Here is a 12,455-nt window from a genome sequence, read left to right as displayed (position 1 = left end):
TGGGCTTTGCCGGGAACGAATCCGGGCCCCGTGGCAGAGCCGCCACGCGACCCGATTTCGCGCCCCGAAAACAAAAGGGCGCGGCCAGTGCCACGCCCTTCAAAAGCCTTGTTTTTATGGCCGATCAGGCGCCGAGCGCCTTCACCCGGGCCGACAGGCGCGACATTTTGCGTGCCACGGTGTTCTTGTGAAGAACGCCTTTGGTGACGCCGCGCATCAGTTCGGGCTGGGCCTGGCGGAGGGCGGCGGTGGCGGCTTCCTGGTCGCCGGAGGCGATGGCCTCTTCGACCTTGCGCAGGAAGGTGCGGATGCGCGAGCGGCGCGCCTTGTTGATCGCGGTGCGGCGCTCGGCCTGGCGGGCGCGTTTCTTGGCTTGGGGCGAATTTGCCATTGTCTTCAGGTCCTTCGGTCCGGGTTCGTTCGGTCAAAATCTGTCGCGCAACGAGCCCCGGGCCGGGTTCCAGACAACCGGCTGATTCCGGCCAGAGCGGGCCTCACGCGCATGTAGGCCCCGGCGTATAGGGCAGAACGGCGCGCAAGGGAACCCGGAAAATCGCGATATGAATTCCATATGAATCGCATATGAAATCCATATGACTCTTTTCGGACCCCGCGCGGCCGATCACTTGTCGCGGAATTGCGGCTCGCGCTTTTCGACGAAGGCCTGCATGCCCTCGGACTGGTCCTCGGTGGCGAACATCATGTGGAACATCCGCCGCTCGAACAGCAGCCCCTCGCGCAGCGTGGTTTCATAGCTGCGGTTCACGCATTCCTTGACCGCCATCACCGTCAGCGCGGATTTCTCGGCGATCTTGCTGGCCGCGGCCATCGCCTCTTCCATCAGCTTCTTGGCGGGCACGACGCGGGACACCAGCCCGGCGCGCTCGGCCTCTTCGGCGTCCATGAACCGGCCTGTCAGGTGCATGTCCATCGCCTTGGACTTGCCCACGATGCGGGTCAGGCGCTGGGTGCCGCCGATGCCGGCCACCACGCCCAGGTTGATTTCAGGCTGGCCGAACTTGGCGGTGTCGGCGGCGATGATGAAATCGCACATCATCGCCAGTTCGCAGCCCCCGCCCAGCGCATAGCCGGACACCGCGGCGATGATCGGCTTGCGGCAGGCCAGGAATTTCTCGGTCTCGGGCGTGAACAGGTCGCCCCCGAACACGTCCACGAAACTCTTGGTGCTCATCTCGCGCACGTCGGCCCCGGCGGCGAATGCCTTTTCCGAGCCGGTCAGCACGATCACGCGCACCTTGTCGTTGGCGTCGGCCTGGGACACGGCATCGGCCAGTTCGCCCATCAGTTCGGCGTTCAGGGCGTTCAGCGCGTCGGGCCGGTTCAACCGGATCAGCGCCACGTGGTCCTCGATCTCGACGATCAGCGTCTTGTAAGCCATGGGGGCCTTGCCTCCGTTCCGTTCGAACCCGAGTCCTTAGCAGTCTGGCCCCGGCGTTCAAGCTATCTTTGGCATTGCGGGCAGTAGAAGGTGGACCGCCCCGACTGCACGATGCGGGCGATCGTGCCGGTGCACCCGTCCGCCGGGCACGGCGCACCCTCGCGGCCATAGGCCCGGAAGGCGTGCTGGAAATAGCCAAGTTCGCCATCGGCCTGGCGGTAATCGCGCAGGGACGACCCGCCCGCCTCGATCGCCTCGGCCAGGACCTGGCGGATCACCGGGACAAGCCCGGCGACACGGGGTGCGGCAATACGGCCCGCCTTGCGCCGGGGCGAGATGCCCGCGCGGTGCAGCGCCTCGCAGACATAGATATTGCCCAGCCCCGCCACCACGCGCTGGTCCAGCAGCGCGGCCTTGATCGGGGTCATCCGGCCGCGCAGCCGGGCCACCAGATAGGGTTCGTCGAAGGCGTTGCCCAAGGGTTCGGGCCCCAGCCCCGCCAGCAGCCAGTGCGACTCGACCCGATCCGTCGCGACCAGGTCCATCGCGCCGAAGCGGCGGGCGTCGTTGAAGGTGATGCGCGCGCCGCGCCCCATGTCGAACACGACGTGATCGTGTTTCGCGGGCGCGGGGTGGTCGTGGACATAATCGCCCAGCATCCGCCCCGAGACCAGCACCCGCCCCGACATGCCCAGGTGCCAGACCAGCGTTTCGCCGGTGGACAGATCGGCCAGCAGGTATTTCGACCGCCGCCCCAGCCGGATCACCCGCGCCCCGGTCAGCCGTTCGGCCATCCGGTCGGGGAAGGGCCAGCGCAGGTCGGGGCGATTCACGCGTGCCCGGGCGATCACGTCGCCTTCCACCGCGGGGGCCAGACCGCGACGCACTGTCTCTACCTCTGGCAATTCGGGCATCGTGCCCTTCCTTGTGATCGGCTGCGCATTGTAACCCCCGCAGGGCGCCTTATAAGAAGGGCGCGAAAGATCAACGGCAAGGCCCCATGACAGAGCAAGCCCAGAACACCACCCATTTCGGTTTCCAGACGGTCGCCGAAGAGGAAAAGGCAGGGATGGTCCACGGGGTCTTTACCCGCGTGGCCTCGCGCTATGACCTGATGAACGACCTGATGTCGGGCGGCATCCACCGCGTGTGGAAAGACGCGATGATGGACTGGCTGGCGCCGCAGCCCTGGCAACGTCTGCTGGACGTGGCGGGGGGCACCGGCGACATTTCGTTCCGGTTCCTGAAACGCGCGCCGGGGGCGCAGGCGGTGGTCTGCGACATGACGGAATCGATGCTGGTCGAGGGGCGCAAGCGGGCCGATGCCGCGGCGCTGGCCGACAGCCTGGACTGGGTGACGGGCGATGCGATGGCGCTCCCGTTCGCGGACAATTCCTTTGACGTGGTCACCAACGCCTTCGGCACGCGGAACATCACCCGCATCCAGGACTGGCTGGACGAGGCATTCCGGGTGCTGAAACCGGGCGGGCGGCTGATGATCCTGGAGTTCAGCCAGCTGCCGAACCCCGCGATGCAATGGGCCTATGACCGCTATTCGTTCAACGTGATCCCGGTGATGGGGCAGATCGTGGCGAATGACCGGGCATCCTATCAATACCTGGTGGAATCGATCCGCAAGTTCCCCGACCAGGAGACATTTGCGGGCATGATCCGCAAGGCCGGGTTCGGGCAGGTGAAATACCGCAACCTGTCGATGGGCATCGCGGCGCTGCATTCGGGGTGGAAGCTCTAGGTGCGCGGTCCTCACAACATCGTCCGGCTGGTGCAGACGCTGGCCACGTTCGAACGCACCGGCGCGAACCGTTTCGTGCTGGAGGCGATGGAAGCCCCGGCCAGCGTGCGGGCGGCGGCGCGCATCCTCGGCTGGCCGTTCAAGTGGCTGGGCGAAAAGGGCGACGAGACGCAGCCCCCGGTGACCCGCGCGCTGTCGGCGCTGGGCCCGGCCTATATCAAGTTCGGCCAGATCCTGTCGACGCGGCCCGACGTGGTCGGCGACGAGCTGGCGGTGCAGCTGCGCGTGCTGCAGGACAAGCTGCCGCCCTTCCCGATCGAGGTCGCCAAGGAGACCGTCGCCCAGGAGCTGGGCCGGCCCGCCGACGAGCTGTTCTCGGAATTCTCGGAACCGATCGCCGCGGCCTCGATCGCGCAGGTGCACAAGGCGCGGATCCGCGAGACCGGCCAGCAGGTCGCGGTCAAGGTGCTGCGCCCGAATGTCGAGCGCAACTTCCGCCGCGATATCGACGCGTTCTATTTCGCCGCCTCGACCATCGAGCTGTTGGCGCCGTTCTCGCGGCGGCTGCGCCCGACCGACGTGATCGCCCATTTCGACGGGGTGGTGACGGGCGAGCTGGACCTGCGGATCGAGACCTCGGCCGCGGCGGAATACGCCGCCAACACCGAGAACGACCCGGGCTTTGCGGTGCCGCGGGTGATCTGGCCCCTGTCGGGCAAGCGGGTGATGACGCTGGGCTGGTGCGAGGGCGTACCGCTGGGCGACAACGCCGCGATCGACGCCGCCGGCCACGACCGGCGCGCGCTGGGCGAGCGGGTGCTGTCGATGTTCCTCAGCCACGCGCTGCGCGACGGGTTCTTCCATGCCGACATGCACCAGGGCAACATGAAGGTCGGCCCGAACGGCGACATCCTGGTGTTCGATTTCGGCATCATGGGGCGGATCGACGAATACACCCGCCGCGTCTATGCCGAGATCCTGTACGGGTTCATCCGCCGCGATTACCGCCGCGTCGCCGAGGTGCATTTCGAGGCGGGCTATGTCCCCGCCGACCAGGATATCGACGAGTTCGCGCAGGCGCTGCGGTCGGTGGGCGAGCCGATCTTCGGGATGGACGCCACGCATATCTCGATGGCCAAGCTGCTGGCCTACCTGTTCGAGGTGACGGAACGGTTCGGCATGGCCACGCGGACCGAGCTGATCCTGTTGCAGCGGACGATGGTGGTGGTCGAGGGGGTGTCGCGGTCGCTCAACCCGTCGATCAACATCTGGGAAGTCGCCCGGCCCATCGTGGAATCCTACATCAAGGAAAACATCGGGCCCAAGGCGCTGGCGCGCGACCTGGTGCGCACGGTGCGGGTGCTGTCGCGGTTCGGCCCGCAACTGCCGCAGATGGCCGAGGCGGCGCTGATCCGCCAGTCGCAGACCGCGCCCGACCACCCGCGCCCGACAACGCGGCACGCCGCGCTGTGGATGGGCACGGGCGCGGCGCTGGGCGGCGCGCTGGTGGCGCTGGCGATTCTGGTCTGAGGGCGGCGCCGGCCCCCTAGGGCTGGCGCAGCGCCGACACCGACGAGGCCGACGCCTCGCCGCCGCCTTCGAACACCAGGGTCACGCCGCTGGCATCGCTGCGCACCTCGGTGATGGGAACGTAGACCTCGGCCGCGCTTTCGGCGATGCGGGCGCCATCGAGAAAGCTTTCGACCACGAAACTGTAGGTGCCCTCGGCCAAGGCCGCGCCGTTGACGCCGGTGCCTGTCCACTCGATCGCCGCCGCGCTGGTGCCGATCGACTGGCGCTGCACCTCGGTCCCGTTGGCGTCACGCACGACAAGCTGTGCGGCGTCCGCCTCGGTCGAGGGTTTGGGCAGCACGGTGATCGGCGATCCGTCAAACACGGCGGGCACCTTGGCGCGCCCCTCCATCCCGACCCAGTCGCCATATTGCGACAACCCCGCGCCGCCCAGGGTTTCGGTCAGCGTCTTCAGCAAATCGTTGGTCTGCACCTGCTGTTCGACCCCCGAAAAGGTCGCGAGCTGCACGGCGTAATCCGACGATTCGATCGGGTTCAGCGGGTCCTGGTTGGTCATCTGGACCGTCAGCATCTTGAGGAACGTCTCGAAATCGCTGCTGATCGCGGCATTGCCGGTCTTGGTCTCGGCGGCGGCCGTGGCCGTCGTCGCCGTGGTGGTGGCAGAGGTTACGCTGTCCATCGGGTCGGTCCTTTCACAGGCGCAGGTCAAGACCGCCATCGGCGGCAAGGCGGGATCGGGGGCCGGGCACCGCAGCGGGCGCCAGCGCGGGGTCATCGCCGGGCGCGGGCGCCGCGGGATCGGCCTGCGGGGTCTGACCCTGGCCGGTGCCCTTGCCCGCGAAATCCAGCACCACCTCGCCATAGCCCAGCTCGCGCATCGCGCTGTTCAGCAGGTCGGCATGGCGGCGCATCAGGTCCATCGTCTCGCCACGCTCGGCGTTGATCGTGACGGTGATCGCGCCATCGCCGGGGTTGAGGGTCAGCCGCACGCGGCCAAGCTCCTCGGGGCTGAGGGTCAGTTCGACCGACCCGTCAGAGGCGCGGTGCAACGCCTCGGCCATGGTGCGCATCGCCGGGCGCGGCGCGTCGGCCAGCCGCGGCGCCGGCTGGGCGGGGCGGGGCGTGTCCTGGGCCGGGCGGTCGGGACCGGCCAGTTCGGTGCGCGCGGTCGGATCGGCCGGGGCGGTCTCGGCCATGGTGGGGGTCGCGCGGGCCGTGTCGGGCTGGGCCGGGCCATCGGTGGCCTGGACCGGCGCGGCCGACGGGTGCACCGGGCGGCGGCTGTCGGGCGGCGTGGCCGGCCCGGGGCGGTCGGCCGGGGGCGGGGTATCGCCGGGCGCGGCGCGGGGGTCCGGGTCGGCAGCCGCGGCATCGGCCGGGGCGTCGACCGGCCCCTGACCGGGCAGGGCCGCGGCACGCGGTCCGTTCGCCGCCTGGCGCACCGGCGCGGCCGGGTCGGCCTGCCCGCGGGGATCGGCCGGCGGCGGGGTATCGGTGGCCGCCGGTTGCGCGGGGGCGGCGCCGGACGGGGCGGGGACGGCCGGGTCCTGGGCGGGCGCGGCACCGGCGGGCACCGGCGCGGGCATGGGCGCGGGCGACGCGGCGGCCGGGCTGCCCAAGGCGGGCCCATCCGCCGCCGGGGGGGGCGATGACCGGGCAGGAAGGGCCGCGTCCGCGGGGCGATCTGCGGCGGCATGGGGCCGGGGCGCCGGGGGCGTGTCGGCCGGGCCGCCGGGCAAGGGACCGGGCCGCGGCGCGCGCGGCGCCTCGCCCGTTTCGGGCAGGGCCCGGGCGGCGGTCTGTCCGGTGGCCGGGTCGGCCGGGGCGGGGAAGGGGAGCGGGATTGTCTCCGGGCCGCGGCGCGATGCGGCCGGGCGCGCCGCGTCGGGCGCCGCGGGATCCGCCGCGTTCGGCAGCGGCGGGCGTGCAGCACCGGGCGCCGGTGTGCCGGCCTCGGACGCCGCCGCCTGGCCGGGGCGCGGCCCCGTCGCGGGGGGGGACGCGGCGGCGGAGACGCCCTGGGCGGCGGTCTGCGCTTGGGCGGCGGTCTGCGCCGCGTCTGGCCGCTGCGGCTGGGCGGCGGTCTGCGGCTGGGCGGGCACCTGGACCGCGAGGGACATATCCGGCGTCGCATCGCCCGCCGCGGGACCGGCCAGCGCCACTTCCGGCGCACCCTCGGCAGACCGCCCTGCCCCGGCGGGACCCTGCGGCACCTCGCCTGTGACGGCCAGCCCGGGTGCGATCCAGCCCTCGAGACCGGTCAGGTCGGTCGAGTCGCCCTCACCGGGCAGGTCGAGCTGGGCAAAGCGGCTGACCAGGCGCACGGGCGCGGACGACGGGGCACCGTCCCCCTGCGGCGCGCCCCCAGGCCCAAGCGTGAACGCGGCCTGAAACGCGCCCGGCCCCGTCGGGGAAGGCGATGCCGCGCGGACACCGTCGCCCTGTGCCGGTGCGGGGACAGCCGCGGACTCGAAGAGATGAACATACTGCATGCGTTTCGCCGGACTTCTGCCACTGGTCGGGAGCAGATTGGCCGCAAGCGGTTACCGGTTCTTTACCGGATGCGCGTCATACACGGAAAAACGACTCGCAATTTAGGGAAACCGCCATGCTTCCCCCGATCACGGCCCCGACCGCGCCCACGCCCGCCCCGACCGCCAGCGATACGCGCCTGCGCGCGGCCGCCCAGAAACTCGAGGCGCAGTTCCTGGCCGAGATGCTGAAACATGCCGGGCTGGGGGAAACCGGCGGCGAATTCAGCGGCGGCATCGGCGAGGAACAATTCGCCTCTTTCCTGCGCGAGGCCCAGGCCGGGGAAATGGTCCGCGCCGGCGGAATCGGCCTGGCCGAAACCCTGTTCGAAGCCCTGAAGGAGCGAATCGATGACGCTGGATGACCCGATCGAGGCCCTGCTCCTGCGCGAACGCGACGCGCTGCGCCGCGCCGATTTCCCCGCGCTGCAGGACCTGGCCGAGGAAAAGGAACGCCTGGTGGCCGACCTGTCCGCGCGCCCGGTCCCCGACGCCGCGGCGCTGGCCCGGCTGCGCGAGCTGGCCGAGGGCAACGCCCGCCTGATGCAGGCCGTGCAGCGCGGCGTCGAAAGCGCGGTGGCCACCCTGCGCCGCGCCCGCCAACCCGCCGAGGCGCTGACCACCTATGACCAGAGCGGCAAATCCTCGCGCATCGGCGCCACGCAAGGGTCGCTGACCCGCCGCGCCTAGGCCCCATTTTCGACAAAAGGCCCCGCTAATACCTTTTTCCATTAGCCGTCGTTTAACCCGCAGCTGAAATGCTCGGGACCGCGCCCGGAACATGGGTGGCACGGCACGGACCCCCTCCAAAGCCGTACGGGTGAGAACACCTTCGATCGTCGTCCCACGGCGGCAGCAACCCGTGGCGCAAAGCGCCATACGAAAAGGAAGGACCAACCCATGTCCAGCATTCTGACGAACACCAGCGCCATGACCGCGCTGCAGACCCTGAAAAGCATCAACTCCAGCCTCGAGAGAACCCAGGGCGAAATCTCGACCGGCAAAAGCGTCGCCACCGCCAAGGATAACTCCGCCGTCTGGGCCATCTCGAAGGTCATGGAAAGCGACGTGAGCGGCTTCAACTCGGTATCCGACAGCCTGGCCACCGGTCAGGCGATGGTCGGCGTTGCGCGCACTGCGACCGAATCGATCACCGACCTGCTCGATAGCATCAAGACCAAGGTCGTCGCCGCACAGGACCCCTCGGCCGACACCGGCAAGCTGCAGAACGAGACGGACCAGCTGATCCAGCAGGTGAACTCGATCCTCGACGCCGCCCAGTTCAACGGCGTGAACCTGATCAACAACGGCACCGACCAAAGCGTGCTGGGCTCGCTGAACCGCAGCAACGGCGATGTGACCGCCGCGACGATCACCGTGGCGGCCCAAAACCTTGACACCGCGCCCGCGGCGGCTGCGACGGCGACGCTTGCCGATGGCGGCGGAACGCAGACCTTCACCGTCGGCACGACTGCTGACGACGCCGCAAGCGTCGTAGCCCTGGCTGGCGGGGATGCCGCGATCGATCTCGACGCGATTGCGGAAGGCGAAACGGTTCGGGTCACCATCGGCGATCAGAACTTCAGCTATACGGTGACGGCTGACGACGCTGCGGCGGGCAACGATGCCAACGATATCGCGCTGACCAATATCCGCAGCCAGATCAATGCCGCTGGCATCACCGGCCTGACGGCCGACTACGACCCGGCATCCCCCGGCGTCCTGTCGTTCAACAACGCGGGCACGGGTGCGGCAGATACGGCCATCACCGTGCGCGTCAGTGCGGCGGGCACCGGCGGCCTGTCCGGCCTGGGCGATGGCGTGTCCACACGGTTGGACGTGACCTCGGCCACGGCGCTGGCGGACATCGAGTCGATGATCTCGACGTCGATCGACGCGGCCGCCGCCTTCGGGTCGATCGAGTCGCGCCTGGAAACCCAGTCGAACTTCGTCTCGAACCTGACCGATGCCCTGAAGTCCGGCATCGGGGCGCTGGTCGACGCCGACATGGAGGCCGCCTCGGCCCGTCTGCAGGCCCTGCAGGTGCAGCAGCAGCTGGGCACCCAGGCGCTGTCGATCGCGAACCAGTCGCCGCAGAACCTGCTGTCGCTCTTCCGCTAAGACATCGGCCGGGCCGGGGAAAATCCCCGGCCCTTCCCCTGATGCCTTGGCCCACTTTCAGAATGGAGTGACAGAACATGAACGCCCTGCACATGGCCAGATCGGCCTATTCCGCCCCCAATCAGACCACGATGCGGACCCCGCGCGCCACCGAATACGCGGCCTTTGCCCGTGTCACGGCACGCCTCAAAGAGGCCGCCAGCGGTGGAAAGACCGCATTTCCCGCTCTCGCCTCGGCGCTGACCGAAAACCGCAGGCTTTGGCGCCTGCTCGCGTGCGACGTTGCCCAACCCGACAATGCCCTGCCGGCCGACCTGCGCGCCCGCATCTTCTATCTTTACGAATTCACCGATTTCCTCAGCCAGGAGGTCCTGGCCGGTCGCGCCAAGGCGGATGACCTGATCGAAATCAACACCGCGGTCATGCGCGGGCTCGACAAACCGGAGGCGGTGTGATGAGCGGTCTCGTCCTGAAACTGGGCCCCAAGGAACGGGTCCTCGTCAACGGCGCCGTGATCGAGAACGGCGACCGCCGCACCCGGCTGTCGATCAAGACGCCCAACGCCAACATCCTGCGCCTGCGCGACGCGATCCACCCCGAAGAGGCGAACACGCCCGTCCGCCGGGTCTGCTATATCGCCCAGCTGGTGCTGTCGGGTGACACGACCCCCGAGGAGTCGCGGACGCAGCTGTTGCGCGGGATCGAACAGCTGAGCCAGGTGCTGACCGACCATGACAGCCGGCGGCAGCTGACGCTGGCCACCGAGGCGGTCATCGAAGAGCAGTACTACCAGGTGCTCAAGGCGCTGCGCAGCCTGCTGCCCCGCGAAGAACGGCTGCTGGCGGGTACGAGGCCGTCATGAGCTTTCAGCCCGTCGTTCCCATCGGCGGCTATGCCGGCTGGCGCTTTCTCGAACGCACGATGGAGCGCCAGCAGGAGGTGTTCAACCAGAGCACCGTCATGCAGCGCGACCTGGACTATTTCGCCGAGAAGATCGGCGATGTGCGCACCGCCGAGGACCTGGTCGGCGATTACCGCCTGCTCAAGGTCGCGCTGGGGGCGTTCGGGCTGCAGGACGACATCGGCAACAAGTTCTTCATCCGCAAGATCCTGTCCGAGGGAACGACGGCCGATGACGCACTGGCCAACAAGCTGGCCGACAAAAGCTATTTCAAGCTCGCCGAGGCCTTCGGTTTCGGCGAGCTTGGCCTGCCCAACACCCGCGACGAAGGGTTCGCCGACACGATCGCCGAGGCCTATCGCACCCGCAGTTTCGAGATCGCGGTCGGCGAACAGAACGACGACATGCGGCTTGCCCTGAACCTGGAGCGCGAGTTGGCGCCGCTGGCCGAGGGCAGTTCGAGCGGCGATGCCAAGTGGTTTTCGGTCATGGGATCGGAACCGATGCGCGCGGTCTTCGACACCGCCTTCGGCCTGCCCGATTCCTTTGCCGCGCTCGACCTCGACAAGCAGCTGGAGGTCTATCGCGACAAGGCCGAGGCCATCTTCGGGGATTCGGAGCTTGACCAGTTCGCCGACCCCGAAAAGCGCGAGGAACTGGTCAAACTGTTCCTGATCCGCTCCGAGATCAGTTCGGGTTTCGCGGGCTATAGCCCGGCCCAGACGGCCCTGACATTGCTTGGCGGCTAAGCACGGCCCGGCCGGGCGCCACAGACGGCCGCGATCACCCGCCGGCCGCCGCCGCAGCCCCCCTGCCGGGCGCCGCGCCCTTGCCGGGGCCGGGTCCGGGGCCCGCGCTGGCTTCCTCGAGGATCTGGGCCAGGCGCGCAAAGCTTTCCGGGACACCGCCCGGCGCGTTCTCGGACAGGAACCCGTCGAGACCGGGCCAGACCCGGATCGCGGCGTCGATCTCGGGATCGGACCCGGCGGCGTAAAGCCCGGCCTGGATCATCATTTCCGCCCGGTCATAGGCGCCCAACAGCTTGCGCGCGCGGGCGATCAGCGCGTTTTCCGGCCCGCTGGCCGCACGCGGCAGGCTGCGCGAGACGGACCGCAACAGGTCGACCGCCGGAAAGCGCCCGCGCTCGGCGATGCGGCGATCCAGAACGACATGGCCGTCGAGCACGCCGCGCAGGATGTCGGCCACGGGTTCCTCCATGTCCGAACCCGCGACCAGCACCGAGAAGATGGCGGTGATGTCGCCCATCCCCTCGACCCCCGGCCCGGCGCGTTCGGCCAGCGCCATCACCGCCTGCGCGGTCGAGGGCGGATACCCCCGAAGTGCCGCGGGTTCGTTCACGGCAAGCGCCAGTTCGCGATGCGCCTCGGCGAAACGGGTCACGGAATCGGCGAGGAACAGAACGTGGTTGCCCTCGTCGCGGAAATGTTCGGCCACGGCCATGGCGGCCCAGGCCGCGCGCCGGCGCACCATCGGCGACTGGTCCGAGGTCGCGGCGACGATCACCGAGCGGGCCATGCCCTCGGGGCCCAGCACATGGGACACGAATTCGCCCACCTCGCGGCCACGTTCGCCGACCAGCGCGATCACCGCCATGTCGGCCTGCACGCCGCGGGCGAACTTGGCCAGCAGGTTCGACTTGCCCACGCCCGAACCCGCGAACAGGCCGATGCGCTGGCCGCGCACGATCGGCAAGAGCGTGTCGAAAGCGGCCAGCCCCGTGCCCAGCCGCGGCCCGAGGCCCCGCCGTTCGGTCGCGGGCGGCGGCGCGGCGCGCAAGGGCCGCGGTTCTGCCCCGGGCATCAGCGGGCGGCCATCCAGCGGCTGACCGAACGGGTCGACGATGCGCCCCAGCCACCCCTTGTGCGGCGCGATCTGGCCGGGCCCCATCAGGACGACGCGATCACCCACCGACAACCCCTCGGGCGTGCCGTCGGGCAACACCGTGACCGCACCCTGGGCCAGCGCCAGAACCTCGCCCCGGCGGCGCACGCCGCGGCCATGCCGGATCTCGACCAGATCGCCCAGCCCCGCCTCTTCGGACAGGCCGGAGACGGTCACCGTGCCGCTGCCCGCGGCGGTCACACGCCCCACGGGCCGGATCGGCGCCAACGCGGTGATGCGGTTCAGAAGCGCGGCGAAGGGACTGTCGGGCATTCGGATTCTCCGGCCGGGTCAACACTTACCGTTTCTAAAGGA

Annotated in this window: 14 protein-coding genes; 8 read left to right on the top strand and 6 right to left on the bottom strand. The window is 69.4% G+C overall.

Annotated features, from left to right (window positions below):
• Nucleotides 1-124: 124 nt before the first annotated feature.
• From rpsT to mutM, 3 genes are all read right to left on the bottom strand, one after another.
• Nucleotides 125-391: a 30S ribosomal protein S20 gene (gene rpsT, locus EV662_RS16630; protein ID WP_132465040.1), complete on the bottom strand. Its 267-nt coding sequence runs from the start codon at nt 389-391 to the stop codon at nt 125-127.
• Nucleotides 392-622: 231 nt separating this feature from the next.
• Complete coding sequence (locus EV662_RS16625; protein ID WP_132465037.1) at nt 623-1,399, bottom strand: enoyl-CoA hydratase; 777 nt, start codon at nt 1,397-1,399, stop codon at nt 623-625.
• Between the two features lie 62 nt (nt 1,400-1,461).
• Nucleotides 1,462-2,313 carry a bifunctional DNA-formamidopyrimidine glycosylase/DNA-(apurinic or apyrimidinic site) lyase gene (gene mutM / locus EV662_RS16620; RefSeq protein ID WP_132465034.1) on the bottom strand — a complete coding sequence of 284 codons (852 nt, stop codon included), beginning with the start codon at nt 2,311-2,313 and terminating at the stop codon, nt 1,462-1,464.
• An 86-nt stretch (nt 2,314-2,399) separates the two neighbouring features.
• Here mutM and ubiE point away from each other — a divergent pair, with 86 nt between their 5' ends.
• Together ubiE and ubiB are read left to right on the top strand one after the other, a co-directional pair.
• On the top strand, nt 2,400-3,152 hold the full coding sequence (ubiE, locus tag EV662_RS16615; protein ID WP_132465032.1) for a bifunctional demethylmenaquinone methyltransferase/2-methoxy-6-polyprenyl-1,4-benzoquinol methylase UbiE: 753 nt from the start codon (nt 2,400-2,402) through the stop codon (nt 3,150-3,152).
• Entirely contained in the window at nt 3,153-4,682 is a 1,530-nt protein-coding gene (gene ubiB / locus EV662_RS16610) for a 2-polyprenylphenol 6-hydroxylase (RefSeq protein WP_132465029.1), read from the top strand.
• A gap of 16 nt (nt 4,683-4,698) precedes the next feature.
• Here the strand turns inward: ubiB and EV662_RS16605 are convergent, their stop codons facing one another.
• The gene (locus EV662_RS16605) at nt 4,699-5,364 is read right to left on the bottom strand and encodes a flagellar hook capping FlgD N-terminal domain-containing protein (protein ID WP_132465026.1); all 666 of its coding nucleotides are present in this window, start codon (nt 5,362-5,364) and stop codon (nt 4,699-4,701) included.
• A 13-nt stretch (nt 5,365-5,377) separates the two neighbouring features.
• Nucleotides 5,378-7,009, bottom strand: coding sequence for a flagellar hook-length control protein FliK (fliK, locus tag EV662_RS16600; protein ID WP_132465022.1), 1,632 nt, complete (start codon nt 7,007-7,009; stop codon nt 5,378-5,380).
• A gap of 284 nt (nt 7,010-7,293) precedes the next feature.
• Between fliK and EV662_RS16595 the strand changes: the two genes are divergently transcribed.
• From EV662_RS16595 to EV662_RS16570, 6 genes are all read left to right on the top strand, one after another.
• Nucleotides 7,294-7,581: a rod-binding protein gene (locus EV662_RS16595; RefSeq protein WP_132465019.1), complete on the top strand. Its 288-nt coding sequence runs from the start codon at nt 7,294-7,296 to the stop codon at nt 7,579-7,581.
• On the top strand, nt 7,568-7,906 hold the full coding sequence (locus EV662_RS16590; protein WP_132465016.1) for a hypothetical protein: 339 nt from the start codon (nt 7,568-7,570) through the stop codon (nt 7,904-7,906). The genes EV662_RS16595 and EV662_RS16590 overlap by 14 nt, the downstream gene beginning before the upstream one ends.
• A 210-nt stretch (nt 7,907-8,116) precedes the next feature.
• Nucleotides 8,117-9,337, top strand: coding sequence for a flagellin (locus tag EV662_RS16585; RefSeq protein WP_132465013.1), 1,221 nt, complete (start codon nt 8,117-8,119; stop codon nt 9,335-9,337).
• A gap of 77 nt (nt 9,338-9,414) precedes the next feature.
• Nucleotides 9,415-9,792, top strand: coding sequence for a flagellar biosynthesis regulator FlaF (gene flaF, locus EV662_RS16580; protein WP_165915637.1), 378 nt, complete (start codon nt 9,415-9,417; stop codon nt 9,790-9,792).
• Nucleotides 9,792-10,199, top strand: a complete 408-nt coding sequence (flbT, locus tag EV662_RS16575; RefSeq protein WP_132465010.1) for a flagellar biosynthesis repressor FlbT — start codon at nt 9,792-9,794, stop codon at nt 10,197-10,199. The genes flaF and flbT overlap by 1 nt, the downstream gene beginning before the upstream one ends.
• On the top strand, nt 10,196-10,987 hold the full coding sequence (locus tag EV662_RS16570; RefSeq protein WP_132465007.1) for a DUF1217 domain-containing protein: 792 nt from the start codon (nt 10,196-10,198) through the stop codon (nt 10,985-10,987). The genes flbT and EV662_RS16570 overlap by 4 nt, the downstream gene beginning before the upstream one ends.
• Before the next feature lie 34 nt (nt 10,988-11,021).
• On the opposite strand, the gene EV662_RS16565 is transcribed toward EV662_RS16570, so the two are convergent.
• Nucleotides 11,022-12,413: a FliI/YscN family ATPase gene (locus tag EV662_RS16565; RefSeq protein WP_132465004.1), complete on the bottom strand. Its 1,392-nt coding sequence runs from the start codon at nt 12,411-12,413 to the stop codon at nt 11,022-11,024.
• Nucleotides 12,414-12,455 lie beyond the last annotated feature (42 nt).

Source organism: Rhodovulum marinum, assembly GCF_004343075.1.
Classification (GTDB): Bacteria; Pseudomonadota; Alphaproteobacteria; order Rhodobacterales; family Rhodobacteraceae; genus Rhodovulum; species Rhodovulum marinum.
Note: the sequence above shows the minus strand (reverse complement) of the source record. Positions and strands in the feature narration are given on the sequence as shown.

Bases quoted from the DNA above. Each gene is read 5' to 3' on its own strand.
- EV662_RS16625 (WP_132465037.1), bottom strand. From the start codon at position 1,399: ATGGCTTACAAGACGCTGATCGTCGAGATCGAGGACCACGTGGCGCTG.
- EV662_RS16565 (WP_132465004.1), bottom strand. From the start codon at position 12,413: ATGCCCGACAGTCCCTTCGCCGCGCTTCTGAACCGCATCACCGCGTTG.
- mutM (WP_132465034.1), bottom strand. From the start codon at position 2,313: ATGCCCGAATTGCCAGAGGTAGAGACAGTGCGTCGCGGTCTGGCCCCC.
- EV662_RS16605 (WP_132465026.1), bottom strand. From the start codon at position 5,364: ATGGACAGCGTAACCTCTGCCACCACCACGGCGACGACGGCCACGGCC.
- ubiE (WP_132465032.1), top strand. From the start codon at position 2,400: ATGACAGAGCAAGCCCAGAACACCACCCATTTCGGTTTCCAGACGGTC.
- EV662_RS16585 (WP_132465013.1), top strand. From the start codon at position 8,117: ATGTCCAGCATTCTGACGAACACCAGCGCCATGACCGCGCTGCAGACC.
- rpsT (WP_132465040.1), bottom strand. From the start codon at position 391: ATGGCAAATTCGCCCCAAGCCAAGAAACGCGCCCGCCAGGCCGAGCGC.
- EV662_RS16595 (WP_132465019.1), top strand. From the start codon at position 7,294: ATGCTTCCCCCGATCACGGCCCCGACCGCGCCCACGCCCGCCCCGACC.
- EV662_RS16570 (WP_132465007.1), top strand. From the start codon at position 10,196: ATGAGCTTTCAGCCCGTCGTTCCCATCGGCGGCTATGCCGGCTGGCGC.
- flaF (WP_165915637.1), top strand. From the start codon at position 9,415: ATGAACGCCCTGCACATGGCCAGATCGGCCTATTCCGCCCCCAATCAG.
- EV662_RS16590 (WP_132465016.1), top strand. From the start codon at position 7,568: ATGACGCTGGATGACCCGATCGAGGCCCTGCTCCTGCGCGAACGCGAC.
- flbT (WP_132465010.1), top strand. From the start codon at position 9,792: ATGAGCGGTCTCGTCCTGAAACTGGGCCCCAAGGAACGGGTCCTCGTC.